This is a genomic window from Winogradskyella litorisediminis (assembly GCF_042675765.1).
GTDB lineage: Bacteria > Bacteroidota > Bacteroidia > Flavobacteriales > Flavobacteriaceae > Winogradskyella > Winogradskyella litorisediminis.
On the sequence record NZ_JBHTJL010000008.1, the window covers coordinates 7,285 to 33,716 of the forward strand.

Annotated in this window: 24 protein-coding genes; all 24 read left to right on the forward strand. The window is 32.0% G+C overall.

Annotation, left to right across the window (positions count from 1 at the left end):
• A partial coding sequence (locus ACFQ1Q_RS02315; protein WP_386127582.1) for a hypothetical protein occupies positions 1 to 959 on the forward strand: 959 nt, incomplete at its 5' end.
• Positions 960 to 1,101: 142 nt separating this feature from the next.
• Positions 1,102 to 1,965 carry a hypothetical protein gene (locus ACFQ1Q_RS02320; RefSeq protein ID WP_386127584.1) on the forward strand — a complete coding sequence of 288 codons (864 nt, stop codon included), beginning with the start codon at positions 1,102 to 1,104 and terminating at the stop codon, positions 1,963 to 1,965.
• Between the two features lie 155 nt (positions 1,966 to 2,120).
• A complete protein-coding gene (locus ACFQ1Q_RS02325; RefSeq protein WP_386127586.1) occupies positions 2,121 to 2,591 on the forward strand; it encodes a hypothetical protein in 471 nt (156 codons plus the stop codon).
• A gap of 406 nt (positions 2,592 to 2,997) precedes the next feature.
• Entirely contained in the window at positions 2,998 to 4,644 is a 1,647-nt protein-coding gene (locus ACFQ1Q_RS02330) for a serine hydrolase domain-containing protein (RefSeq protein WP_386127588.1), read from the forward strand.
• A gap of 174 nt (positions 4,645 to 4,818) precedes the next feature.
• A complete protein-coding gene (locus ACFQ1Q_RS02335) occupies positions 4,819 to 5,388 on the forward strand; it encodes a Crp/Fnr family transcriptional regulator (protein ID WP_386127590.1) in 570 nt (189 codons plus the stop codon).
• A 78-nt stretch (positions 5,389 to 5,466) separates the two neighbouring features.
• On the forward strand, positions 5,467 to 5,817 hold the full coding sequence (locus ACFQ1Q_RS02340; protein ID WP_386127625.1) for a bleomycin resistance protein: 351 nt from the start codon (positions 5,467 to 5,469) through the stop codon (positions 5,815 to 5,817).
• A gap of 195 nt (positions 5,818 to 6,012) precedes the next feature.
• The gene (locus ACFQ1Q_RS02345) at positions 6,013 to 6,384 is read left to right on the forward strand and encodes a TIR domain-containing protein (RefSeq protein WP_386127592.1); all 372 of its coding nucleotides are present in this window, start codon (positions 6,013 to 6,015) and stop codon (positions 6,382 to 6,384) included.
• Positions 6,385 to 6,393: 9 nt separating this feature from the next.
• Positions 6,394 to 6,843 carry a TIR domain-containing protein gene (locus tag ACFQ1Q_RS02350; RefSeq protein ID WP_386127594.1) on the forward strand — a complete coding sequence of 150 codons (450 nt, stop codon included), beginning with the start codon at positions 6,394 to 6,396 and terminating at the stop codon, positions 6,841 to 6,843.
• A 1-nt stretch (position 6,844) separates the two neighbouring features.
• Positions 6,845 to 7,816, forward strand: coding sequence for a caspase family protein (locus ACFQ1Q_RS02355; RefSeq protein WP_386127596.1), 972 nt, complete (start codon positions 6,845 to 6,847; stop codon positions 7,814 to 7,816).
• A 572-nt stretch (positions 7,817 to 8,388) separates the two neighbouring features.
• A complete protein-coding gene (locus ACFQ1Q_RS02360; RefSeq protein ID WP_386127598.1) occupies positions 8,389 to 9,189 on the forward strand; it encodes an abortive infection family protein in 801 nt (266 codons plus the stop codon).
• Between the two features lie 156 nt (positions 9,190 to 9,345).
• Complete coding sequence (locus tag ACFQ1Q_RS02365; RefSeq protein WP_386127600.1) at positions 9,346 to 10,197, forward strand: DUF4238 domain-containing protein; 852 nt, start codon at positions 9,346 to 9,348, stop codon at positions 10,195 to 10,197.
• Positions 10,198 to 10,480: 283 nt separating this feature from the next.
• A complete protein-coding gene (locus ACFQ1Q_RS02370) occupies positions 10,481 to 10,642 on the forward strand; it encodes a hypothetical protein (RefSeq protein WP_386127602.1) in 162 nt (53 codons plus the stop codon).
• 10 nt (positions 10,643 to 10,652) lie between these two features.
• Entirely contained in the window at positions 10,653 to 11,048 is a 396-nt protein-coding gene (locus ACFQ1Q_RS02375) for a pentapeptide repeat-containing protein (RefSeq protein WP_386127604.1), read from the forward strand.
• A 142-nt stretch (positions 11,049 to 11,190) separates the two neighbouring features.
• The gene (locus tag ACFQ1Q_RS02380; protein ID WP_386127606.1) at positions 11,191 to 11,895 is read left to right on the forward strand and encodes a hypothetical protein; all 705 of its coding nucleotides are present in this window, start codon (positions 11,191 to 11,193) and stop codon (positions 11,893 to 11,895) included.
• A 278-nt stretch (positions 11,896 to 12,173) separates the two neighbouring features.
• Positions 12,174 to 12,347, forward strand: a complete 174-nt coding sequence (locus ACFQ1Q_RS02385) for a hypothetical protein (protein ID WP_386127608.1) — start codon at positions 12,174 to 12,176, stop codon at positions 12,345 to 12,347.
• A gap of 31 nt (positions 12,348 to 12,378) precedes the next feature.
• Positions 12,379 to 13,647: a serine hydrolase domain-containing protein gene (locus ACFQ1Q_RS02390; protein ID WP_386127610.1), complete on the forward strand. Its 1,269-nt coding sequence runs from the start codon at positions 12,379 to 12,381 to the stop codon at positions 13,645 to 13,647.
• Positions 13,648 to 13,774: 127 nt separating this feature from the next.
• Complete coding sequence (locus ACFQ1Q_RS02395; RefSeq protein ID WP_386127612.1) at positions 13,775 to 14,842, forward strand: sensor histidine kinase; 1,068 nt, start codon at positions 13,775 to 13,777, stop codon at positions 14,840 to 14,842.
• Positions 14,839 to 15,561, forward strand: coding sequence for a LytR/AlgR family response regulator transcription factor (locus ACFQ1Q_RS02400; RefSeq protein ID WP_386127615.1), 723 nt, complete (start codon positions 14,839 to 14,841; stop codon positions 15,559 to 15,561). Before ACFQ1Q_RS02395 ends, ACFQ1Q_RS02400 begins: the two co-directional genes overlap by 4 nt.
• Positions 15,562 to 15,651: 90 nt before the next feature.
• Positions 15,652 to 17,004, forward strand: a complete 1,353-nt coding sequence (locus ACFQ1Q_RS02405; RefSeq protein ID WP_386127617.1) for a hypothetical protein — start codon at positions 15,652 to 15,654, stop codon at positions 17,002 to 17,004.
• Position 17,005: 1 nt separating this feature from the next.
• The gene (locus ACFQ1Q_RS02410; protein WP_386127619.1) at positions 17,006 to 17,305 is read left to right on the forward strand and encodes a hypothetical protein; all 300 of its coding nucleotides are present in this window, start codon (positions 17,006 to 17,008) and stop codon (positions 17,303 to 17,305) included.
• A 15-nt stretch (positions 17,306 to 17,320) separates the two neighbouring features.
• Entirely contained in the window at positions 17,321 to 17,461 is a 141-nt protein-coding gene (locus tag ACFQ1Q_RS02415; protein WP_386127627.1) for a hypothetical protein, read from the forward strand.
• Positions 17,462 to 17,728: 267 nt separating this feature from the next.
• Positions 17,729 to 18,172, forward strand: coding sequence for a DUF3124 domain-containing protein (locus ACFQ1Q_RS02420; protein ID WP_386127629.1), 444 nt, complete (start codon positions 17,729 to 17,731; stop codon positions 18,170 to 18,172).
• Positions 18,173 to 18,529: 357 nt separating this feature from the next.
• Positions 18,530 to 21,931, forward strand: a complete 3,402-nt coding sequence (locus ACFQ1Q_RS02425; RefSeq protein ID WP_386127621.1) for an amidohydrolase family protein — start codon at positions 18,530 to 18,532, stop codon at positions 21,929 to 21,931.
• 248 nt (positions 21,932 to 22,179) lie between these two features.
• Positions 22,180 to 26,432: M14 family zinc carboxypeptidase (locus tag ACFQ1Q_RS02430; protein ID WP_386127623.1), on the forward strand; the 4,253-nt coding region annotated here is incomplete at its 3' end.

Sequence of the window (26,432 nt, forward strand, 5' to 3'; positions counted from 1 at the left end):
ACTCGCCTACTTACGAAAATCCTTGCGGATTTTCTATTCGGTTTGTATTTGCTAATTTAGTTGCTCAAACACGCAACGAAATCATACACAAAACCGTTGTACCCAATTACCACGAAACAATGAACAAAAGAGATTATTATTCTGTAAGAACTGGAAAAATCAAGCCTAAAAAGGAGATTGATTTAAAAGTGCTTAAAAGATTATTCTCTGTAATATACAATCAACTTGAAATCGATGGTTATTTTCAAAAGTATTTCGGGTATTTCTGTGTTGACCAAGATTATGTATCAGGAGAATTAGGTTACGATATTGAATCAATATATTTTATTCATCTCAAAAAGGAAAAACTTTATCCTGTAAATGACAGAATTGATGATTATACCGAAGATGATTTATTCGATGTTTTAGAGTTCTTACATGACTATTGTTCAAAAGGAATCGAAGGAGATTATCATTCTTGGAATGACTGTGGTTATCATTATATTTCGTTTAATGATAATGACGGAAAAGAACATTTCAGAAATCAAGTAAACCCTATATTAAAAGATTACGGAAGCGGATTTGAAATATCTAATGATGGAGAAATATTACAATTAGCGGAATCTGGTTTATCAAATCTTTTTGAGGCTGATGTACCATCGAACGACAAAGGAAATATAACAGACCGAATAGAAAAAGCAGTTCTGAAATTTAGAAGATATAAATCAACATTTGACGAAAGACAAGATGCCATAAGAGAACTCGTTGATGTTTTGGAATTTTTAAGACCTCAAGCAAAGCAACATCTTCAAAGCAAGGACGAATCTGACTTATTCAATATTGCAAATAATTTTGGAATTAGACACCACAATGAACAACAGAAAAATAATTATGATAGAGCAATTTGGCATAGTTGGATGTTTTACCATTATCTATCCACCATTCACGCTTTGTTAAGAATTATAAAAAAGAATAAATAACTGGGTACAACAATGTATAACCGCAATTACGGCGGATTCGACTACGTCCGAATCCACTCGGAATTGCTAACGTCAGTGCTTAACCGAAAATTATTAACTTTAATCCCGTAACTGACGGTTATACGAGACCGTTAGCAAACATATGAAACAATCATTCTTTTTAAATCTTCTATTTTTAGTTGTAATTAATTTTTCTACTGCTCAAGTAACAGAAATAAATAAAGACTCTATAGATTCAGATTTAGTATCTAAAGCATACAGATTTGCTTTTAATACATATAATGCTTGTGAATATGGTAATTTCCCAATACTAAATTCTGAAATCGCAACGGAACATTTTATGAAATCATATAATTCTCAAAAAATGATTTCACATTGCGAAAGTATCTACAAAGCTTATGGAAAATTAACAAAAATAAGTCTCTCGGAAATCCTAAATAATAACTCAAATCTTATTTTTAGATACAAGGCAAAATACGAAAGAATAGAACGATTTACTGAAATACGAGTTTATCTCAATAAAGAGAATAAGTTTTCTGGAATTACCTCTAAATCTTATTGGTATAACAAATTTTATGAATGGAACGAAAATGCCACTATTACAAGAATAAAATTAGACTCTTTGAAAAAGGATAATATTGAAAAAACTTCTGATTTTGTTTTCAACTCGTTTAATTGTGATAAAGAAAAGTTTATAAAGCTGACAGAAGAAAATGCTACAAAAGGACTGATTTTGTTTTTATCCAATAAAGAACTTATAGAAGCTTGTGAAAAAAGGGAAAAAGAACTAGGGAAATTAGTTGAGTTCAATTTAAGTGAAGTTCTGACCGATAAAGAAAACAGAATTTTATACCGCTATAAATCAAAGTTTTATAAATCCGACAAATCATATGAAATACTTGTAACCTGTGATTTGAATAATAGATTTATGGGAATTTTTAGAAGAGACTGGTTTGACGAGTTTTATGAATTAAATCAAGAACCTAAAACGAATAAAGAACAGTAATAAATACGTTTGCTAACAACGTGTATAGCTCATTGCGGCTGAATTCCTAATCGGAATTCATTGCAATTTGCTATCTTTCGGTTACGGCGGAAAATCATAGCTGATTTTCCGCAACAAGCCATACACAAAACCGTTAGCAAACATATGACCAACCAATGAAAATCTTAAAAACTATCATAATCCTACTTCTGTTTGTTAGCTGTTCGAATAAGGAACAGATTGCGGAATTTGAAAAAATTTTAGGAAAAGAAAATAGCGAAACTTTGACTTCAATGGTTTATGATTTTGAAAATGGATTTTTAAAAACAAAATATCCAAACTTAACCAGCGAACAAGCTTACGAAAGACTTCTGACTGAAATGCGTGACAGTAAATCTCAAAGTTGGAACAAACTTCCGAAATTTGACAAATCTCTTTTTGAAAAAAGTCAATTAAAATATGAAATCTATAGTTACGTGGATTCAGTTTGGATAGAAACAAATGAAGACCCAAAGATTGTAAGGCAATATAAATATTTGGACGACGAAGGAACTTTTAGAAAAAGAAAATCTTGGACTTCATACAGACCTCAAGATGAAAAAATCAGGATTCTATCATACAGAATTTTTACACTTGGACTGACCTAAATTATAATGGACGATTTTGGTTAGCATTGAAAGAAACCTGCCAAAAAAATAGATTTATAACCGATTATTTAGACGTTGCGAATTCTGCTGGACCTGTTCAACCTGAAATTATGGTAAACAGAATGTTGGACGCGAATCTGAATTACTCTGACTATTTTATAAAAAGAATAATTGTAACTGGAATTAGTTACTGAAAATAAATACGTTTGCTAACACCGTGTATAATTAATTGCTTTGGCAAGTGCTTATTTGGAAAATTCCTTCGGAATTTTCTCGCGTTCGTTTTTGTTTACTAAATTAGTTGCTGAAACACGCAACTAACCATACACAACAACGTTAGCCATAATAAGAAACACCAACTGTAACAACAGAAAATATATTCAGTCTTTACAGAAAAAGAATTTAAATGAACATAACACGAACTGCACTTATTTTATTTACGCTACTACCAACATTTGGATTTTGCCAAAATCTAGATTCACAAGTAGACAAAATTTATCAAGTAAAAGATAACGCACCTGGTATCTCAATTCTAATATCTAAAGGCGAAGAAATCTTACTGGATAAACAATACGGAATTTCTAATTTGGATTATGACATACCAATTACAAACAAAACAGTTTTTAACATCGGTTCAATTGCCAAACAATTTACTGCATACGCAATACTTTTGCTAGAAGAACAAGGTAAATTATCCATTAAAGAACCTGCTTATAAATACATCAATAATCTACCTCGATATCAAAAAGGAAACCCAACTATTGAGCAATTATTAAATCAAACAAGTGGCATCAAAGAAGTAGATGGCATTGCGGGAGTTGCAGATTTAACTAGGAATGATTTACTTACTCAGTCGCAAATGATGAATTTTATTACAAAAACGACATCATTAAATTTCGAACCCGGCGAGTACTTTCAATACACCAATTCAAACTACATTTTACTTGCTGATATTATAACCAAAGTTTCTGGGAAATCTTTTGCGGATTTTATGCAAGAAGATGTTTTCGAACCATTTGGAATGGAAAATACAATAAAGAAATCAAGCACTTACACTATTATTAAAAATAGAGCAATTGGATATATAGAAGATGAAGGCGATTTTTATAAAGCACAATTACACGCTTTTATTTACGATGGAGACGGGCAAGTACTTACCACACCAAAAGATATGTTTAAGTGGCATAGAGGTTTACAGAAAGTAAAAAATCAACATACCGAATTATATAAAAAAATGCATACCAAAGCCAAGTTAAATAATGGTAATATTATCGATTATGGTTTAGGAGTAGAGTTTGAAACTCATAATAACTATCAAGCATTTGGTTTTGACGGTATGATTTTAGGCGGCTTTGTATCCAAGTATCTTTATTTTCCTGAATTAGATATGATGTTTTTCACTACGCAAAATACGTTTGAATCAGATTTTAAAGAACAGTTTTTTCATTTAGTTGACTTATACATTCCGAACAATAATTTTCATATTAAAACGAGAAAAACCGTACGGGAGAAAAAAGTAAAGCTTTCAAAAAAAGAACTAAAGATGTACGAAGGAAGCTATCTCTTTACTGGTAGTGATGTTGAGACTATCAAAATAAACACCATACAACTTAAAAATGATGAACTTGCTGTACTTACGACTGATGGAGATGAAATAACGAGATTAAAACCTATTGGAAATCATCAATTTATGTTTAATGATAAGCTAGTTGCATTTGACTTAAAATATGATAGAAAGAGTTATAAATACTATGATTCTGAAAACGAATTACCTTGGCTATTTAAAGAATATAATCCTACTACTTACAACGAAAAGCAGTTAAAAGAATTTGAAGGACAATACTTTAATGCAGATTTTCAAATCAGTAAAAAAATCAAACTAATAGACGGTAAACTTTTTGTTTTTAGCAGAAATGGTGCTTGGAAAAATGAAATAGAACCACTTTGCAAAGATGCTTTTGACTATTCATCAGACGTAATGACCTTCATAAGAGATGACAATAAAAAAATAACTGGTTTGAAAATTATGGGAATTGAATTTGAAAAAGTATAATTACTATGGCTAACAATGTGTATAAGTAATAGCGGTTTAAGTGATAAAACAAAAGTATAAACATAAAACAAACGTCATTGCATAACCGAAAGGTTAGTGAGTAAAAATCCGCTGCTACTCATACACGAGACCGTTGGCGGTCATTGAAGAGCAACTTACGAATTCAAAGAAAAAATGACAGAATTTTTTGAAATAAGAAAATCACTTTTAACAATTTATCCTTTTACGGAAGAACTTCTGAAAATATTTACAGACAAACTATCTTTAAAAGAGGTTAAAAAAAAGGGTTTTCTTTTAAGGCAAAATCAGACTTGTAATCATATTGCTTTTATTATAAGTGGTAGTTTCCGTTTATATACAGAAACAGAACAAAATGAATTGACAATAAAATTTTTTACCGAAAACAATTGGGTTTCTGACCTTGAAAGCCTAATGATGAAACAACCATCAAAAAATTATATTGAAGCGACTGAAAATTCAAAAATTGCTACAATTTCGTTATTAGACATTCATAACCTGATGGAAATACATCCTTGCTTTAGTATGCTAAACTCATTAATTGCAAATTTAACAGTTTCGACAAATCATATATTGACACTAAAGATAAAAAGTCCAGATAAACGATACAAAGAACTTCTTTCAAAAAACCCTGATTGGATAAATCGATTTCCTCAAATGCAAATAGCATCGTATTTAGGAATTACACCTGAAACTTTGAGCAGAGTAAGAGCACGAATTGTTTAATTTCTTGATTATAATCAATTACAGAGTTTGAATTTATCACCACCTTTACTCATAAATTACGAAGTAAATATTCAATATATGCTAACAGAAATAAACCCAAAACTACCAATGCGTAATAAATATGCCACAAGAAATTATTACATAAATCAATTAGGTTTTCAAGAAGTCGCTGACTATGAAAGATATTTAATTGTTCAAAAGGATAAAATAGAAATTCATTTTTTTGAATTTAAAGACCTCGACCCAAAAGAAAACTATGGACAAGTATATATACGAACCAACGATATTGAAGGTTTGTATAAGTCCATGATTGAAAATAAAATCGAAATTCACCCAAACGGACATTTAGGAACAAGACCTTGGGGACAAAAAGAATTTGCCTTGCTTGACCCTGATAATAATTTGCTAACTTTTGGGCAAAGTATTTGATAATTGAAAGGCGAAGAGAAACAACGAACCGCCAACACCGTGTATAATTAATTGCTTTGGCAAGTGCCTATTTGGAAAATTCCTTCGGAATTTTCTCGGGTTCGTAAAAGTTTGCTAAATTAGTTGATTAACCACGCAACTAACCATACACAACAACGTTGTGTACAATTTTGACTAACCAAGAAAACTTAAATTATGACAAGAAAAAAAGTAATTTTTATAGCATTTGCGATTGAGGACGAACGCTCAAGAGATTTTTTAAAAGGTCAATCCTTAAATACAAATTCGCCTTTTGAATATATTGATATGTCTGTAAAAGAAGCATATGTTTCTGAATGGAAGGAAAAAGTAAGAGCAAGAATAAAAAGGTCAGATGGTGTTATAGTCTTGGTAAGTAAAAATTCATTGAGTTCAAGCGGACAAAAATGGGAAATTCAATGTGCTCGAGAAGAAGGTAAGCGGATTTTAGGTATATATGCTTACAAAGATGACAGAACCAATATTGTAGGAGTAAACACCAAAGTTTGGACTTGGGAAAACATAAGAGTTTTCATTGATAGCTTATAAAACATTAAAATGTGGCCATTAATTTTAGGTGCTGGAGCAGCACTACTCTTAAATGAACTGTTTGAAGAAAAACCTAAATCGAATAAGCGGATTTTTATAAGCTTTGCGATTGAGGATGCTAAATATAGAGACCATTTTGTAGCCCAAGCAAAAAAAGGTAATTCGCCTTTTTCATTTGTAGATATGTCAGTTAAAAAACCTTGGGATGAGAAAATTTGGAAACAGAAATGCAGAAGCAAAATAAAATCTTGTGATGGCGTGATTGTTTTATTGAGCAAGAACACATATCACTCAAGTGGAACGAGATGGGAAATAAAGTGTGCAAAACAAGAAAATATTCCTGTAGTAGGAATGCATATTCAAAAAAAGCATCAAGGAGCAATTCCACCTGAACTTAAAGGAGAAAAAATAATAATTTGGACTTGGAAGAATTTAGAGAAAGTCATTAGAAAAATTTAATATGAGAAAAGCTTTAGTTGTAGGTATAAATAATTATCCAACTGCACCTTTAAGAGGATGTATAAATGATGCGTCTGCTTTTGGAAACACTCTTGAAGTCAATGGAGATGGTTCACCAAATTTTGACGTTCGATTAATTACCGATGTAGAAACAAAATCTGAATTAAAAGGTCAAATTAGAGAGTTGTTTGCGGGAGATTCAGAAACCGCCTTATTTTATTTTTCAGGACACGGATTTTTTGACGATTTAGGTGGTGGTTTTATTGTTACACCAGATTATCAGCCGAATGACGAAGGAGTATCTATGGACGAAATTTTGAATATTGCAAATGAGTCTAAAGCAAAAAATCGTGTAATAATTTTAGACTGTTGTCATTCAGGTTCTTTTGGTTCACCTCAAATATCTGGTGGCAAAAACGCACAAATTGGAGAAGGAGTTTCAATTCTGACCGCAAGTAAATCTGACGAAGTTTCTTTAGAAATAAATGGTCACGGAGTATTTACAAATTTACTTCTTGATGCACTACAAGGTGGAGCTTCTGACCTACGAGGACATATAACACCAGGAAGTATTTATTCTTATATAGACCAAGCTTTAGGACCTTGGGACCAAAGACCAGTATTTAAAACAAATATTACAAGGTTCACATCATTAAGAACTGTGAATCCACAAGTTCCTGCTGACATTTTAAGAAAACTTACAAAATACTTTGAAACCGCAGAAAGTAAATATGAACTTGACCCTTCATTTGAGTTTACCAATGACCCAAAAATTGAACATAATTATGTTGAGCCATATGCTTCAGACGACAAGGTGGCGATTTTTAAAGAACTTCAAAAACTTGCAAGCGTTGGATTAATAGTACCTGTAGATGAACAACATATGTATTTTGCAGCTATGAATTCTAAATCTTGTAGACTGACTGCATTAGGTTTTCATTATTGGAGACTTGTAAAAGATAAAAGAATATAAAAAAACTGTACACAACACGGTATATAGCAAATAGGGCGTTCGGTGGTTTACGAAAGTTCAGTGCTATTTACAAACACCGCCAAATCGTTGATTTGGCTTTTAAGAATGAATAAATTAAAAACAAAATACAACGTTTTGGCTCAGTGCAAACCTGAAAGTTTATCGCTTTCCACTGCCCTACTTGCCATATACTAAACGTTAGTAGCAATTTAAAACCGTGCGGTCGGATTTTACTCTTATCCGTTAAATTCGTGCCTTTTAATTTTGATTTTTAAGTCTGCAAACGCAATCATTACGTCGGATTTTTATACTCAAGCGTGCAATGCAAAATCTGAAAAAATATTTCAGCGTCGGTTTTTGTCTGAGAATTTCGGGCAAAGTTTTTTAGCCACGAAAATTAAATTACTCTGTTGAAAAAACTGCAACTAACATTATATAACCGCAATTACGGCGGATTCGACTACGTCCGAATCCACTCGGAATTGCTAGCGCCGGTGCTTTAACAATTTTTATTAACTTTAAATCCGTAACTGACGGTTATACGAGACCGTTGTACTGCATTTGCCCAAACTATGAAAGTAACAGAAAAAACAATTAGATTTTTAGGTAGAGCATTATGTGGAGATACAGGATTAGTGCCTTATAAAAGTGGACCTCAATTAGTTGATTTTTTTGTTAATTATGGAGCGGACGACCAATATGGAGAAGGTTTTCCATCAAGATGGCGATATACAGAAGAAAAAATTCGAGAATATAATGGAACAAAATTTTTGAAATCAATAATAGAAGATTCTGTTGACCCAAGAGATTTTATGGAGTCAGATATTGACATAAATGAAACCATAAAAACATTTAATGAACTTTTAAATTTTGATGGTTATGAATTGAAAAAGGTTGGAGCTTTTTACAAAATAGCTGACTCAAAAGGAATATTAGTAGAACCTGAAACCGTAACTGGAATTAATCACGATTTTATTCAAGAACAAATTAAAAAATGTAACGAAAAAATTGAACAAGGAGATTTCAATGGAGCGATTACGAATGCGAGAAGTCTTGCCGAAGCAGTTATGATTGAAATTATCGAAGAACACGAAGGAAAAGAAATCAAAAATGACGGAAAAATAGAAAATCTTTATAAACAAGTAAAGAAAATTCTAAACTTGACCATTGACCCGAAAACAATGCCACAAACAGTTTTGCAAATTCTTTCAGGATTGGATTCTATTGTTGGAGGTCTTGCTGGTTTAAGCAATAATTCTGGAGATAGACACGCGAATAAATTTAACACTAAAAAACATCACGCTAGATTGGCAGTTAATTCGACAATGACTCTAGTTGATTTTTTATTGGAAAGTAAAGAATATCAAAAATAAAAAAACGCAGTACAACACCGTATATAATTTATTGCTAGTTCTAGCCTACTTACGAAAATCCTCGCGGATTTTCTATTCGGTTTGTATTTGCTAAATTAGGTGATTAAACCACGCAACAAACCATATACAAACACGTTGTAGGGTATTTAAAACCGAATGAATAATCACGTTAAAAATCAACATTACGTTCCGCAATTCTTGTTAAGAAATTTTTCAAGTAGTGGACAGAAATTTATTTGGGCTTTTGACAAGAACGAAAAATATAACGTTCGAAATCAAATAAAGGAACGTGCAATAAAAAAAGTAGCAAGTGAAGAATATTTCTACGACCAATTCAAAAATAGTAGAGTTGGAAGTTATGAATATGCACTACAAAACGCCGAAGACATTTCCGCACCTATTATTGAAAGAATAATAAAAACTCGGAGTATTGAAAACCTTACGGAAGATGAAAGAAGAACTTTGTCTTTTTTCATTACGCTTCAAAATTTAAGAACAAAAGGGCAACTATTTCAAACCGAAATTTCAATGAACAATTTGTCCGAACAATTGAAAGACAAGGCTAATATGAGTATTCCAAAAATTGACCATAAAAAAATTTGGTTTTCAATGTTGGAGCAGTCAACTAACTTCTATGAATTTCTAATGAATAAAGTATGGATGTTAAGTGAGAGCGACGGCGAATTTATAATTTCAGATAATCCTGTTACTTTACAAAATACTACTGATAGAAGTGAAATTAGAGGAACCTTGGGACTTGACAGCTACGGAATTGAGATTTATTTACCAATTTCACCATCATTGACAATAAGTTTGTTCTGTGAAAAGTTCTTTTCTCAAAATGGGTATGAGAAAAAGACTATGCCGAATTTAAAATGCGAACCAGAAAACATTGAAAACTTGAATTGGCTTCAAATTGCTTATTCTGAAAGATTTATATTTTCACATAAAAATGAATTTGAACTTGTAAAAAGAATATTAAAAAACACCCTACAACAACGGCTATAGTTCATTACGGCTGAAATTCCTAATCGGAATTTCGAGCCTTTTTGCTAAATTTATGGTTACGGCGGAATGATACTCGCGTACCATTCCGTAACGAAACCATAGCCAAAACCGTTAGGCAACATTAGTGAAAATCAACTATCTAAATATCATTAAATCAGCATTTGAAAGTCACGAAATTTCAAAAGAATATTCTATTGACATAAATTGTTTTGAACGATGTGAAAATTATCCGAATAGTGAGGGAATACATTTCGAGTCAAAGACTTTTTGCGGAGAAATTTTCATGTATTTCGGAACAATGAAATATTTGGAAGCTCAATTTGTAATATTTGAGACTGGTAGCGACAATACTATTATTAAAGATGATTTAGATAAAACCGAAATAGTGAATGAAATTAATCAATTTTTAGACTCAAGAACTAAGGAATTAAGTAGCATAGTATAGAAAAAACTAAATGGAAACTCAATTCAAAAAACCAATTTCAATAACCGAACTTAAAGAACGTTACGCAAAAGGAGAACGAAATTTCAGAAACTCGGATTTTGAATCTGGAACATTTGAAAATCTAAATCTTGACGGGATTGATTTTGAGCATTCTTGGTTTCATAGTTCAATATTTCGGAATTGCTCGCTGAAAAACGAAAATCTAAAAAACTGTAATCTGAAATGTTGTGAATTTGACAATTCGAATTTTGAGAATGTTAGCTTTTATAATTCTCTACTTTGTGGTTCTGATTTTCAAAACTGCGAACTGAAAGGAACTGATTTTACCAAAGCTGGGTTTTATGGAGCTGAATTGAATACTGTTGATTATTTAAAACATTTATCTGACAAAAATAACGTTGCCTAACACCGTGTATAATTAATGGCTAGTTCTCGCCTACTTACGAAAATCCTCGCGGATTTTCTATTCGGTTTTTATTTGCTAAATTAGTTGATTAAACACGCAACTAACCATACACAAACACGTTAGCCACAAGCTGAAAAAAACATTGAGATACTACATTGGAGCATATTATTTAATGAAACTTCGTGATTCCACATTTGGAACTTTCGAAGGGAAAAAATTGCACACTTGTAGCACTTGTATTAACGATTCATTTTTTGACGCTTGGTCAATTTCGTGGGCGGAAAACGGCAAAAACATCAATTCAGAAACAAAAGCGGATTTTAATCTCAACGAAAAGCTGATTAAAGAAATTCAGAATTGGACGGACAAAAAAATGGAGGAAAACAAAATTGGATGGATTTGCACATTTGCCGATTTAGAAACCTTGACCGAATATAAAAGTTCATTTTTCCCAAAAGCAGAAAGTGAAATATTGAGCATTAACTTTCCTGAATCAGAAAGAGACGAATTACTAAAATTATTCAATCCTGAAAAGACAAGTTTTGGCGAAATCGGACTTTCAATAAATTTAAAAAAAGGAATAACAGAAAACAAAGAAGAACTGACTTTAGGCTACGACTTAATCGGAATTGAAGATAGTAGTGAATTTCATAGTTTTCATTGTCACGATTTAGCAAGTGACTTAATCGAAAAGTTCGGAATTGAAATAAACGAATATGGACTGATTAACGAAAATGAGAAATGGACTGAAATGGTGGAATATATGAATGATGAGAAAAACGGATTTGAGTCTTCGCCTTGGTTCTATGTGAAAGTTAATAAAATAACGGAAAAAGCCAGTGGCTAACACCGTATAAAATTAATTGCTAGTGCAAGCTTACTTACGAAAATCCTCGCGGATTTTCTATTCGGTTTGTATTTGCTAAATTAGGTGCTTAAACACGCAACTAATCTTATACAATCACGTTAGTAGCAATTTAAAACCGTGCGGTCGGATTTTACTCTTATCCGTTAAATTCGTGCCTTTTAATTTTGATTTTTAAGCCTGCAAACGCAATCACTACGTCGGATTTTTATACTCAAGCGTGCAATGCATAATCTGAAAAATTATTTCAGCGTCGGTTATTGTCCGAGAAATTCGGGTTAGATTTTTATATGGTATCCTTTACAATAACACCAGAAATGCTTACGATGCTGGATAAAGACTTAAACCCTACTGTAGAGGCAGGTGATTTTAGAATAATGATTGGTTCATCATCTAATGATATAAGATTGAGAGAAATATTACTGGTTAAATAACATTAATATGACAATAAAAACAAAAAATTAAATGAAAAAAATAGCTTTAATACTAATCTTAGTAATTTCTTTTTCATCATGTGATAAAAATAAAAAAAACACTTTCAGCACAATAGATGAAAACCAAAAAATACTAGATTCTTTAACAGTTGATTTAGACTCTATTCAAAAAAATGGTCCAATAATTGGATTTGCAGTGGCAATGGTTAATCAAAACGGAGTGCTCTATGAAAAAGGGTTTGGATTGGCCAATCTTGATACAAAAGAAAAATATACAGAAAATACCATACAGCATATTGCTTCAGTTTCTAAAACCCTAATAGGTGTTGCCTTAATGAAAGCTAAAGAAATGGGGAAGCTGAATTTAGACGACCCAATTCAAGACTATTTGCCTTTTAAGGTAATACATCCAAACTATCCTAATGAAACAATCACTATAAGACAATTGGCTACACATACTTCTGGCATTAATGATACTTATGAACAGTACATGGAAAGAGCATGGATTCTTACAAAAAATCAAAATTTAATTAATGTAAGCATAGATTATCCAGAACAAAGATTAAATCCCTCTGAACTGAATATTCCAATGGAAAAATACTTAAAAGAATATTTGGAACTAAATGGTTTATATTATCAAGATGACAATTACATAAACTTCAAACCAGGAGAACGTTATAACTATTCAAACATAGGTGCTACGTTATGTGCATTAGTTATCGAAAAAGCAACAGGTCAGGCATTTGATTCATTCACTGAAGAACACATCTTAAAACCGTTAGGTATGAATTCATCTGGTTGGTCATTAGATGATGTGGATATAAAAAAGCATTCAAGATTGTATAGAAATGATAATACACTTCTACCCTTTTATACCGCAATAACGTATCCTGATGGAATGTTAATTTCATCAAGTAGTGATATGGCTAGGTATCTAGTTGAATTGATTAATGGTTATTCGGGAAAAGGTACTTTGCTTTCAAAAGAAAGCTATAAAGAACTCTTTACAAAGCAACTTAGTGATAACAATTTTGCAGAAGGTGAACGTAACGCAGATCATCCTTATGATGGAGACTATAATCCTGGAATTTTCATAGGATATAGCGCATTTGGCTTTGTTGGTCATTCTGGTGGTGACGCTGGAGTTGCTACTTGGATGTATTTTGACAAAGAAAAAAAGACTGGAAGATACATTGTAATTAACTGTGATATGGGAAATGACAAAAGAGCTAGAGAATTAGAATACTATGCCATTTGGGATAAAATGAATGACTATTTTGATCGATTAATTGTGGATTAATATTTAATATAATCCAAAAAAAAAATTACTGTCGTTTCTTTTAGTCTAGAACGATTTCATCTTTGTATAACCAAACTCAACTTATATTAAGTAAATCATATTGAATATTTTTTATCTTGTCTAAACTATGCAATTTATTAAAACATTAAAGCAATCAATATGTAAAAAAGACATAATTCTATTTATAAGTTTTTATTATGTATCTACTCTAATTTACTACACGGCAAGCTGGTTTTCTTGGGGTGGATTAAAAGGTGGACATCCATCATTTTTTAATATAGAAGAATTTTTTGCCTCAGGCGGAATTCAATTTATAATCAGTTTTTTAATAACAATTCCTATTTGGTATATTACATCTTTAGTTTTAAAAAATCAAAAATTAAAAACGAGATTATTATCTCATGTATTCTTTTTACCAATTTATGTAGCCTTTTCATATATCTTACTCAAATTAGTAGTAGAATCATTTGGTTGGGCAATGTACTGGGGAGGATATAAAGTAGTTTGGACGCTCTACAACTTTACACTTTTCTATCTTGTTCAATTTGCTCTTATACATGCATATAATTATTTTAAAAGATTTAAAAAAGAAGAAAAAGAGAAAGCTATACTTAGAGAAACTACCCTAAAAAGCGAAATAACATCCTTAAAATCTCAACTAAATCCTCATTTTTTACATAACCTTTTCAATTCAATAAATGCTACTATCCCGGTTGAAAATGAAAGAACAAGGGAGCTTATAATTCAGTTATCAGACCTGTTTAGATATCAAAACTATGCTTCTCAAAATGAATTTGTTACAGTAAAAGAAGAATTAGATTTTATAAAAAGTTATTTAGAACTTATGCAATTACGATTAAAAGAACGACTTACATTTTCGTTTGAAGTTTCCAAAGAGCTTTATAATTATAAAATTTCTCCAATGCTTTTACAACCAATTGTAGAGAATGCTGTTACGCACGGTATAGCTTCAAAAGTTGAACCATCAAGTTTAGTTATTAAAATCAAGAAAAATGGAAATGAATTAACTTATTCAATAGAAGATACAGGAATTGGAATAAAAAATAAGGATGCCATTTTTTCTGAAGGGTTAGGATTGTCAAATACAAAAATGCGTCTTAGAAAGATTTATAATGCTGAACTAATTATAGAAGACAACATACCAACAGGAACTAAAATCTCATTTGCAATTTGAAAAAAATTATTATAATAGATGATGAAGAAGATGCAAGAAGTTTGTTAAGGCAATATATCTCTAACTATCAAGAGCTCTTAATTATAGGAGAAGCAAAAAATGGATATGAAGCAGTTAAACTTATAAATCAGTTAAAGCCGCATGCTATATTTTTAGACGTGCAGATGCCTGGACTAAATGGTTTTGAAGTACTGACTGAATTAGAAGAAATTCCAGAAGTCATATTTTCTACTGCTTATGACCAATATGCAATTAAAGCATTTGAATTTCATGCTATTGATTATTTATTAAAACCATATGGTAAAAAAAGATTTGAAAGCGCACTTAAAAGAATTCTCAAAAATCAAGAAAGTGTAATTCCACTAGCAGAGTCTTTTCTTCAAAAACAAAATAATTTTCCGTCCAAAGTTATTCTTCATAAAGGCATAAAAAAGCTAATGGTTAACGTAACGGATTTATACTATGCACAAGCTTTTGGTGATTATACAAAAGTGTTCACTAAAAATGAGGAGTTTCTTTCAACCAAAGGAATTTCTCAACTTAAAAACATATTTAACCCTAAGATGTTTATAAGACTACACCGCTCACATTTTGTAAATGTTAATGTAATTAAAGAATTAAAAAAAATAGATAGGTATCACTATGTATATTTAAATAACGAAAAAATCATAAGAATAAGCGAAACCTACCTACAAGAAATAAAAAAAATGCTTCATTAACGATTTCAACGGTATATTTCCTGACCTATCGACATTATTAGTTTTTAAAACTTGTGACTAAATATATTTGATGTATAAAAATCAAATAAAATGGGAAATACTCATAAAATTATAATTTTCCTTCTAGTGACTTTCCTCTTTGAATCTAGTATCAATGGGCAAATTCAACAATCCTTAAAAGTAGCAAGTGAATCTGAAATCGATGTTAAGACCTACTCAGGAATAATTTCTGAACGCTATGCAAATGGTAGCCCATCACTTTGGAAAACTGTTATAAATGGAAAATCCAATGGGCTTTGGTTAGAATGGTATCCAAACGGCAACGTGAGATACAGAGCTTATTGGAAAAACAGTAAAGGTCATGGAAAGTGGGAATATTTTTATCCTAACGGTCAGTTGCAGTCAGAAAGCTTTTATATTAATGATATTGCACAAGGATTATTTAAAGCATATCACAAAAACGGTCAGCTTAAAACAGATGCTGTTTTTTTAAATGGGAAAAAACATGGTATAGAACTCACTTATGATGTAACTGGACTATTAATTTCACGAAAACGTTTTGAAAATGGTGAACAATTAATAGACGAACCCACTATTTTTCAAGAAGGAATTATTTCTGAATCTAACGGAAACGAATGGGGAATTACATTTACACCAGACGGATATACAGCTTACTTTACAAGAAGAGATTTGGATAATGGAACAAAAAGAATTTATACTACATCAAAAACTAAAAATGGATGGCAAAAACCGACAATTGCGAGCTTTTCCACTGATGAAGATGAAGCTGCATTCATAAATAATGATGGAAGTAAATTTTATTTTGCTTCATATAGACCTCTTCCAAATGGTAATACAACTACAAAAATGGATATGAACATTTGGGTAATGGATAAAACAAACAATAGTTGGTCAGAACCCAAACCACTCTCAAATGTTATAAATAAGTCAATGAAAGAGAATAACGCTTGGCCTGCTAATTATGAGGCTGGTCCTGCAACAGATGCTAATGGTAATTTGTATTATTGGACAAAAGGCACAAGAAGCGAAGGAACTAATCTTTATTTTTCAGAATTGAAGAAAAATGGAGATTATACTAAACCTTTAGAACTTTTACCACCATCAAGTCATACAAATTATGATACCGCACCACAACTCTCACCTGATGGAAATATACTTGTTTTTAGTTCGGATAATAGAAATGATGGATATGGTGGCTCTGACATTTACTATTCTTTAAAAACTGATAGTGGCTGGTCAACTCCTATAAATTTAGGTCCAGTAATTAATTCTTCACAATCAGATGGTTTTCCAAGCTTTTCACCAGAGGGTAAATACTTTTTTTTTAGCAGTAACAGAGGAGATACAAAAGATGATAATGGTGAACGAATTTGGAATATATATTATATTGAAACAAAATATTTAATGATTAAAAACAATTAAAATGAAGAAATTAATAATTTTACTATATCTGTGTTATTTTTCAGGCTATGCACAAAACAAAAACAGTATAATACCACCAGAATCAGAAATGGTATCAATGAATGATGCTACAGTAATTTATGGAGGAAAATATGGGCAACGTTATTTTAAAGATGGAAGTAATGAACCTTACACAGGTTGGTTGTCTGCTAGATATGACAATGGTAATTTAGAAAGTATATCGCAATTTAAAAACGGTTATGGCAATGGCATTTGGATAAATTTTGACCCAGATGGAAGAAAAGAATCTCAAGGCACTTAGGTCAATAACAAAACAATTGGCTTGGCAAAAACATTCTATGAAGACGGAAGCGTAAAAGCCGAAGGTAATTTTGAACATCTTAGAATTAAAGTTGGTTGGTGGAAATTTTACGATAGAAAAGGTAATGTTATTAGCAAAAGATTTTTTACTAGATAATTTAAACTCTTTATTCTTTGAGCAATTGTTATATTTTAATGGTAAGCAATCTGGTTTGTGATTAATCGTACAAAAATCTCGCACCAAAACTAATGCGACATGTGTGTTAAAAAAGGATAATCCAAATAAAATGACGGCTCTAAGAATAATTTTTAATTAACTTTATTAAAGCTTTGAAAACACTTATAATATCACACTAAAATGAAAACAAAGTATTTAATAATATTAATTGTAATATCTTTTTTAAGTTGCAATGATAAAAAAGAAATGAGTTCTATAAATCCTGAAAATTGGTCAAAGAGAACGGTAAAAATTTCCTCAAAAGACTCACTTATATTTGGGAAGTCCTATCTCTCAGTATATTCTCAAATTTATAGCAATACAGAACACAGGACTCATAACTTAACTTCAATGATAAGTATGAGAAATACAAGTGAATTTGATACTATTTATCTTTTAAGAGCTGAATACTATGATACTTTTGGAAATTCTATTAGAAAATATTTTGATTCGCCAATTTACTTAGCACCTATGGAAACAACAGAAATAATAATTGATGAACTTGATATTTCTGGTGGTACTGGCTCAAATTTTATATTAGAATGGAAAATTCCTAAAAACTGTCCTGAACCCTTATTTGAAGGAATTATGACTTCAACCATGGGACAACAAGGTTTATCTTTTACTACTCAGGCAAAACGACTGAAATAATCCACAAGTCCTAAATACTTAAAAAAAAGCACAATTAGAATAGCAGTCTAATCTTTGATTTATGCAAATTGAAATAAAGTAAAATAATTGCTTTTGTAATTTTGTTATCACTTGAATATTAAGATACTTGTACTCAAATAGGTAATACTAAAACAAAATTATTGTTGACTTTCGGCATTAGATTTTTTTAAATTGTTTATAAATTTAATACTACTAGCTTAATAAAAGTTTAATATTTATTAAACAAATTAATTTTCGATTATAAATTAAAATTATCTTTAATCTCTAATCATTGTTTAGCTTATTAAAATTTCTATTCGTTAAATTAGTAATCTAATTATTTTATACATCTTGTCTATGAAAATTTATTCTTTTTCAAAATTTTGTTTAAGCATTTTTCTTTTATTCTGTATTTCAATACATGCACAGGAAGAAGAAAAAAAATCCGATTCAACCAAAAAAGCAACAAAAGAATTACCGCTTGAGCCAGAACGTAATATAAAATTTTCAACCAATAATGGTACTTGGATTTCAGTAGATGTACATCCAAATGGTAAGACTATTGTGTTTGATATGATGGGCGATTTATACACCATACCTATTTCTGGCGGAACTGCAACGCGTATCACAGAAGGTATGCCTTACGATGTTCATCCACGTTATAGTCCTGATGGAAAATCTATCGTTTTTATTTCTGATAAAAGTGGCTCAGATAACGTCTGGATTATGGATTTAGAATCTAAAGAACAAACCCAGCTTACAAAAGATAAAAACAAATATCACGTGTCAGCAGATTGGAGTCCAGATGGCGAATATATTGTTGGTACACGAGGACGAAGAAATATCAAACCTTTTATAATACATAAAGATGGAGGTTCTGGAGCCGAGTTATTAACCGAAAATAAAACTCAAAAATTAATTGATCCTGCATTTAGTGCAGACGGAAATCATATATTTTTCTCATCTCGTCGTGGCGCATGGGATTACAATGCTCAGTTACCACAATACCAAATAGTAAGTTATAACCGTGAAGATGGTAATACTGAAAGAATAACTTCTAGATATGGTTCTGCTTTTACACCAACATTTTCAAAAGACGGAAAATATATGGTTTATGGAAGCCGCTTTGAAGAACATACAGGCTTGGTTTTAAGAAATTTAGAAAATGGTGACGAACGTTGGTTAGCTTACCCTGTTCAGCGAGATGACCAAGAGTCTATTGCACCTTTAGGTGTATTACCCGCAATGTCATTTACTCCAGATAGCGAGAACTTAATTACTTCATATGGAGGAAAAATATATTCTATATCAGTTTTAAATAATGAAGCAAAAGAAATTCCTTTTACGGTAAATTTAGATATAGACATGGGTCCAATGGTATCTTTTAAGTACCCTATAGAAGATAATCCTGAAGGCACAGTTACTCAAATAAGAGACGTCGTTCCTTCGCCAGATGGCTCACAGTTGGTTTTTACAGCCTTAAATCGTCTTTATGTTATGAAATTTCCAAATGGAACACCAAAACGTTTAACTGAAAACAATTTTACAGAAGCACAACCTGCTTGGTCACCAGACGGAAAAAAGATTGTATTTACTACATGGAAAAATGGTGGAGGTCACTTGTATAAAATCAATGCCTCTGGAGGAAAAGCAACACAATTAACAAAAGTACCTGGTATTTACACAAATCCAGCTTGGTCTTATAAATCAGACCGAATAGCTTTTGTAAAAGGCTCAGCACAGTCATATAATGATGCTATTGGGCCAACAGCTGCCGGAGCAACAGACCAATTGGCATGGGTATCTTCAGATGGTGGAAACATAACAATTATAGATAAAACAAAAGGAAGAAACACACCTCACTTTACTAAAATAAATGACCGTATTTATCTTAATCATGGAGGAAAAGGTCTTATATCTATTCGTTGGGACGGAACAGACGAAAAAGAACACTTAAAGTTAACTGGGATTAAAACCTATGGGTCTTCTGATGTATTCGGAATAGAGCACGATGTCCATGCTGCTATGCCATCGCACGAGGAAGGTTGGCGAGAAAATAATACAGCTTCTAGACCTACAGTAATAAAAATTTCACCAGACGGAACACATGCATTAACTAAGATAAACAATGATATATATTCCGTAATCATTCCAAAAATCGGAAAAACACCGAAAATCTCATTAGCTAAAGCTGAAAGTGCTGCATTTCCAGCGCAAAAGTTAACTATTATGGGTGGCGAGTTTCCTGCTTGGTCTTCTAATAGTAAAAAAGTTCATTGGTCGTTAGGTGCTAGTCATTTTGTTTACGATTTAGAAGAAGGTAAAGCGTTTGCAGATAGTCTTAAAGCTGCAAAAAAACTTGAAAAAGAATTAAAAAAGAGCGAAAAAGCTTCAGATTCTACTAAAACTAAAGAAAAAGAAGATAAAGACAAAAAAGAAAAACCTCAGTTTAAGGCTGATGAATATAAAATTAAAGTTTCTTATAAACGCTCTATTCCAAAAGGAAAAATTCTTTTAAAAGGCGGACGTATTATTACGATGGATGGTGAAACAGTAATTGAAAATGGCGATATACTCATAGAAAATAATAGAATTGTAAATGTTGGAAATTCTGGCAGTTTTAATGTTCCTAATGATGTAAAAATCATTGACGTATCTGGTAAAACATTAACTCCAGGATTTGTAGACACTCACGCGCACATGTGGCCAAATTGGGGTGTTCACAAAAATCAAATATGGATATATTCAGCTAATTTAGCTTATGGTGTTACTACCACACGTGACCCACAAACAGCAACTACAGATGTTTTGACATATTCCGATATGGTAGATGCTGGCATGATGCACGGTCCAAGGGTTTACAGTACAGGTCCAGGTGTTGGCTTTTGGGCTTATAATATCGAAAATTATGACCACGCAAAGGATGTCTTAAAACAGTATAGCGAATATTACAACACCAAAACCATTAAAATGTATTTGGTAGGTAATCGTCAGCAAAGACAATGGGTTATAAAAGCTTGTAAAGAATTAGAGCTTATGCCAACTACTGAAGGTGGTTTAGACTTTAAACAAAACATGGTTAACCTTATTGATGGCTATCCTGGACATGAGCACTCCTTCCCTATTTATCCAATATACAACGATGTTATAAAAACTGTAGCAGAATCTCAAATGGCAGTTACTCCAACCCTATTAGTCTCCTATGGTGGACCTTGGGCTGAAAATTATTTTTACTCGAGAGAAAATCCATATAGTGATAAAAAACTTCAATATTTTACACCTTATGAAGAGTTAGCTCAAAAATCTAGAAGGCGACCAGGTTGGTTTATGGATGAAGAACATGTATTCCAAAAACATGCAGAATTCATGAAAGACCTTATTGAAGCTGATGGGATTGGCGGCATAGGTAGTCATGGGCAATTACAAGGACTTGGCTTTCATTGGGAATTATGGGCTGTTGCTAGTGGCGGAATGACTAATATGGATGCTTTAAAAATAGCAACAATCAAAGGTACCGAAGCTTTAGGTTTAGATGGGGACTTAGGTAGCATTGAGGTTGGAAAAATAGCAGATATCCTTATAATGGATAAAAACCCTCTAGACAACTTACGAAACACAAATACTTTAACTCATGTCATTAAAAATGGTATTGTCTATGATGCAAATACCTTAGATGAAGTTGCTCCCGAGTCTAAAAAAGCAGAGAAATTTAATTGGCAAACCAAACGGCCAGAAAATATTCCTGGCGTGCAAAACTAAATTGATTAGATATTACCTTAAAAAGCCTTCACATAGAAGGCTTTTTTTGTTGAAAACATAAATATTATCACATAATTTTTTTCAAACATAAAAAACGTCTGAAAAACTTTAAAAAAAGACAATCATAATCACTTGATAATCAATTATAATTTCATTAAAAATACATTTAATCTAATTTTTTTGCATTTTATCGATGCTTTTTAAGATTTTATTATATATTTGTCACGATTCATTTAAACCCAAATCTAATGAAAAGAATTACCCTCGTAATGATATTGGCATTTTTTGCCATATTACAAACCGCTAACTCTCAAGAAATTTACAAGAGAGTATCTATTAATAACATAAATCCAAATAAAATTGAAACCCTAGACAGATTGGGTGTTGATATGACGTGTGGTGCTTCTGTTATTAATAATAATATGGTAATTGAACTTTCAGAAATTCAATTAAGAGAAATCTCTGAAAAAAATATTCAATATTCTGTATTAATAGATGACATGAAAGAATTTTATAGTGAAAGAGCTATAAACAATCTACCGAGAGCAGCTGCAGAAATTAGAATGCTAAAGAGTCAACAAAATGATGATAGTGATTTAACCCAAAGAACACTTACCATCAATGAGTTAATAAATAATGTTGGTCAATACGATGGATGTGAAGAAATAGATTGGAAAATTCCTGATAATTGGAATTTAAATGATGCTGATAGCTATCCTGAAAGAACTACATTTTTTGGTGGGTGTCTAACTTACGATCAAGTTTTAGAAGAACTAGACGATATGAAAAGGTTATATCCAAATCTTATCTCTAGACGTAAAAATGCTTCACCAACAAATCAATTAACAATTGAAGGCAGAACACAATGGATGGTCAGAATTTCTGATAACCCAGAAGTTGATGAACCAGAAGAGCCAGAGACACTTTATCAATCGTTAATTCACTCCAGAGAAGCGGTTACAGTTATGGCTCAGTTATATTATATGTGGTATTTATTAGAGAATTACGATTCTGACCCTGCAATAAGAAACTTGGTGAATAACCATGCCATGTATTTTATCCCTGTTTTTAACCCAGATGGTTTTGTTTACAATGAACAACAAGCACCAAATGGTGGTGGTTTTCAAAGAAAAAATAGAAATGTCGGATCTAATGGCTGTTCAACTTACGCCAATGGTATTGATTTGAATAGAAATTCCGCTTATTATTGGGGCAACGGTGGTGCATCATTAACAAATGGATGTTCAGATACTTTTGCAGGTTCTGGCCCATTTTCAGAAAATGAAACGCAAATTATGCGCGATTTTGTTTTTGAGCATGATTTTAAAATAGCTTTAAATCATCACTCCTTTAAAAATGCAATGTTGCATGCTTACGCTGGTACTAGCATAGAAAACCCTAGACCAGACGAGTATTCAAAATATAATCATGACATGACGTTTTATAACCGTTATGCGCATGGGCCTAGTACGTCAATTAGTGGACTTAACAGTGGTAATATGAATGATTGGATGCTTGGTGGTCCTGCAGGCGTTAGTGCTGCTGGTGTACCAACAGGAATTGGTTCAGGTAAAAACACTCTATCATGGACTCCAGAAAACGGAATTGGTTCAGAATCTACCATAATTGGTTCTGGTTTTTGGCCTGACCCTGTAAATTATTTACCTATCACAAGACGTGCAATGCGTATGAATTTTTTAGCGGCTTATTATAGTGGTAAGTATGCAAAACTTCATGACTTAACGCAAACAGATATTACAAGCACAAGCGGTAACTTAATTTTTGGTATCGAAAATTTAGGCCAAAATGGTAACGACCCAACACCAAACACAAATAATTTTACAGTAACAGTAACTGCAATTACTCCAAACATAACAATTAATACTGCAAGCGCTAGTCAAAATTTTACAGCTTCAGAAATATTAGCTCAAAAAGAAGTTGATATCAATTACAGCTTAAGTGGAGTTTCTGCAGGAGATGAAATTCAATACAAGGTTACATTAACTAATGATTATGCTTCTGATAATATATTATATGAAGCTGTTATTACAAAAATTTACCAGCCTACATTACTTACAACATTAGATCCAACCAATATTATTAATTGGAATAGTACTGGCTCATGGGCTGCCGTTACTGATGGTTATAATGATAATAGTGCCATAAGATCAAACGCTTCTGCTACTTATGCTGCTAATCAAGACAGAACATTACAATATAACGGCCTAATAGATTTAAGTAATGTTGAATCTGCTGTAATTCAGTTTTACGCCAAATGGGATTTAGAACGTAGTTTTGATTATGTTCAAATAGAAGCTTCCGCAAATGGTAGTACAGGTTGGACACCACTTTGTGGGCGTTTAACAAAACCAAGTGCTCCTATCGCAAACAATACTTACTCTTCAACAAATGACGCTGGAGATAGTACTATTAAAACAAATTCTGATTTAAACCAACAAAATAATGTTGGGGATTTGTATGATGGTGATACTCAAGATAAATGGAGTTTAGAAGAAATTGTAATAGATGCTTCAACAAATTCTATTTTTCTTGGCGATGCATCTGTGTTTTTAAGATTTCAATTTAAGTCAGATTCATCTAATAGAAAAGATTCTTATGCAAATGCAGATTTTGAAGGTTTCACCTTTGATGATTTTAAAGTCATAGGTTTAGGTTGTAATACGTCTACTCCATCAAATGTAACAGCCTCAAATATTTCAACAGATTCTGCAACTATTGATTGGGACCAAGTATTTAATAATTCTTACGATTTAAGATATAGAGTTGACGGAACAACCACATGGACAAATATTACAAATTTTGAAGGAAATACTTATAACTTAAGTGGACTTCTACCTGCTACAACCTACCAAGTTAGAGTAAGAAGTAAGTGTGGTACAAGTACAAATTCAGCGTATAGTCCAATAATAACTTTTACAACTTTAGCTTGTGCATCTCCAACAAATGTCACCGCTAATGACATTGGCTTATCAACTGTTAGAGTAACTTGGAATCATATCCCAAATGCAACTTATGATGTACGATATCGTGCTGTTGGTTCTTCAACTTGGATAAATACGGATGCTGGTTTAATATTAGACCAACCTGTTTATAATATCTCTGGGTTAAATGAAGCAACTCAATATGAAGTCCAAGTAAGAACAGATTGTCCAGGAAGTGGTAATTCAACATATAGTACTTCGACTGTGTTTACTACATTAGGTTGTGCTGCGCCTTCTAACTTAAATGTACCAGACGTATTTATTGATAGCGCAAACATTGTTTGGGATGCTTTAAATCCAGCAACATACGATTTAAGATACAGAGTAAATGGAACTTTAACTTGGACGGTAGTTTCTAGTATTAGTAACAACGCATTTAATATTTCTAACCTTATGCCAGGCACGACTTATGATGTGCAAGTAAGAACAGACTGCGGTTCGTCTAATTCGTCATATTCATCAACTGTTAATTTTACAACTCTAATTTGTACAGTTCCTACAAATGTTACAGCTAATGATATAACTTCATCGAGTGCTACTATTAATTGGGACGAAATAAATGGTTCTGATTATGATCTACGCTATAGACAAACAGGTACAGCAACTTGGACAACTGTAAATGATAGAACTTTAAATTTCTACAATATTCCTAATTTATTAGCAATTACTGAATATGAAGTACAAGTAAGAACAGTATGTACAGCATCTCAAAATAGTGCTTATAGTACATCTACTGTATTTACGACGTCAGCTTGTGACAGTACTACAAATAGTTTTCCTTATACTGAGAGTTTTGAATCAAATTTTGGTATTTGGGAGCAATCTACAAATGATGATATTAACTGGACGCGTTTTTCTGGTTTGACACCGTCTAATACAGGATCAAATCCACCTAATACAACTGGACCAAATGCTGCCTCAGAAGGAAACATTTATATATATGTTGAATCATCTGGTAACGGTGCTGGTTTTCCAAATAAACAAGCGATACTAACAAGCCAGTGTTTTGATTTAAGTGCAGTTACAAGTGCATCATTTGATTTTGACTATCATATGTTTTCTTCTGCACCAACAGAAATGGGAAGTTTAGTTGTACAAGTTAGCTCAGATAATTTTACAACTTCTTCTACAGTTTTCACACAAACTAATTCCCCTGCTATCCAACAAACTGGTAATAATGATTCATGGATTACTGAAAGTATTAACTTATCTTCTTTTTTGGGACAGACTATAAAAGTAAGATTATTTGCCACTACAGGTTCTTCGTTTAGAAGTGATATTGCTGTAGATAATATTAAATTAAATGCAAATATCTCTTCAATAATGACGTGGTATGAAGACTCTGATAATGATGGATTTGGAAATCCATCAGTTTCGCAAACTTCTTCAACCCAACCAGCTGGTTTTGTTCTAGACAACACCGATTGTGACGATACTGATGCCAACGAGTTCCCTGGACAAACTTGGTATATCGATGCCGATGGTGATAACTACGGTAC

Coding starts and splice junctions, on each gene's coding strand:
- ACFQ1Q_RS02325 (WP_386127586.1), top strand. CDS start 2,121: ATGAAAATCTTAAAAACTATCATAATCCTACTTCTGTTTGTTAGCTGT.
- ACFQ1Q_RS02355 (WP_386127596.1), top strand. CDS start 6,845: ATGAGAAAAGCTTTAGTTGTAGGTATAAATAATTATCCAACTGCACCT.
- ACFQ1Q_RS02395 (WP_386127612.1), top strand. CDS start 13,775: ATGCAATTTATTAAAACATTAAAGCAATCAATATGTAAAAAAGACATA.
- ACFQ1Q_RS02330 (WP_386127588.1), top strand. CDS start 2,998: ATGAACATAACACGAACTGCACTTATTTTATTTACGCTACTACCAACA.
- ACFQ1Q_RS02345 (WP_386127592.1), top strand. CDS start 6,013: ATGACAAGAAAAAAAGTAATTTTTATAGCATTTGCGATTGAGGACGAA.
- ACFQ1Q_RS02350 (WP_386127594.1), top strand. CDS start 6,394: ATGTGGCCATTAATTTTAGGTGCTGGAGCAGCACTACTCTTAAATGAA.
- ACFQ1Q_RS02390 (WP_386127610.1), top strand. CDS start 12,379: ATGAAAAAAATAGCTTTAATACTAATCTTAGTAATTTCTTTTTCATCA.
- ACFQ1Q_RS02320 (WP_386127584.1), top strand. CDS start 1,102: ATGAAACAATCATTCTTTTTAAATCTTCTATTTTTAGTTGTAATTAAT.
- ACFQ1Q_RS02420 (WP_386127629.1), top strand. CDS start 17,729: ATGAGTTCTATAAATCCTGAAAATTGGTCAAAGAGAACGGTAAAAATT.
- ACFQ1Q_RS02405 (WP_386127617.1), top strand. CDS start 15,652: ATGGGAAATACTCATAAAATTATAATTTTCCTTCTAGTGACTTTCCTC.
- ACFQ1Q_RS02335 (WP_386127590.1), top strand. CDS start 4,819: ATGACAGAATTTTTTGAAATAAGAAAATCACTTTTAACAATTTATCCT.
- ACFQ1Q_RS02365 (WP_386127600.1), top strand. CDS start 9,346: ATGAATAATCACGTTAAAAATCAACATTACGTTCCGCAATTCTTGTTA.
- ACFQ1Q_RS02370 (WP_386127602.1), top strand. CDS start 10,481: ATGTATTTCGGAACAATGAAATATTTGGAAGCTCAATTTGTAATATTT.
- ACFQ1Q_RS02425 (WP_386127621.1), top strand. CDS start 18,530: ATGAAAATTTATTCTTTTTCAAAATTTTGTTTAAGCATTTTTCTTTTA.
- ACFQ1Q_RS02410 (WP_386127619.1), top strand. CDS start 17,006: ATGAAGAAATTAATAATTTTACTATATCTGTGTTATTTTTCAGGCTAT.
- ACFQ1Q_RS02375 (WP_386127604.1), top strand. CDS start 10,653: ATGGAAACTCAATTCAAAAAACCAATTTCAATAACCGAACTTAAAGAA.
- ACFQ1Q_RS02340 (WP_386127625.1), top strand. CDS start 5,467: ATGCTAACAGAAATAAACCCAAAACTACCAATGCGTAATAAATATGCC.
- ACFQ1Q_RS02360 (WP_386127598.1), top strand. CDS start 8,389: ATGAAAGTAACAGAAAAAACAATTAGATTTTTAGGTAGAGCATTATGT.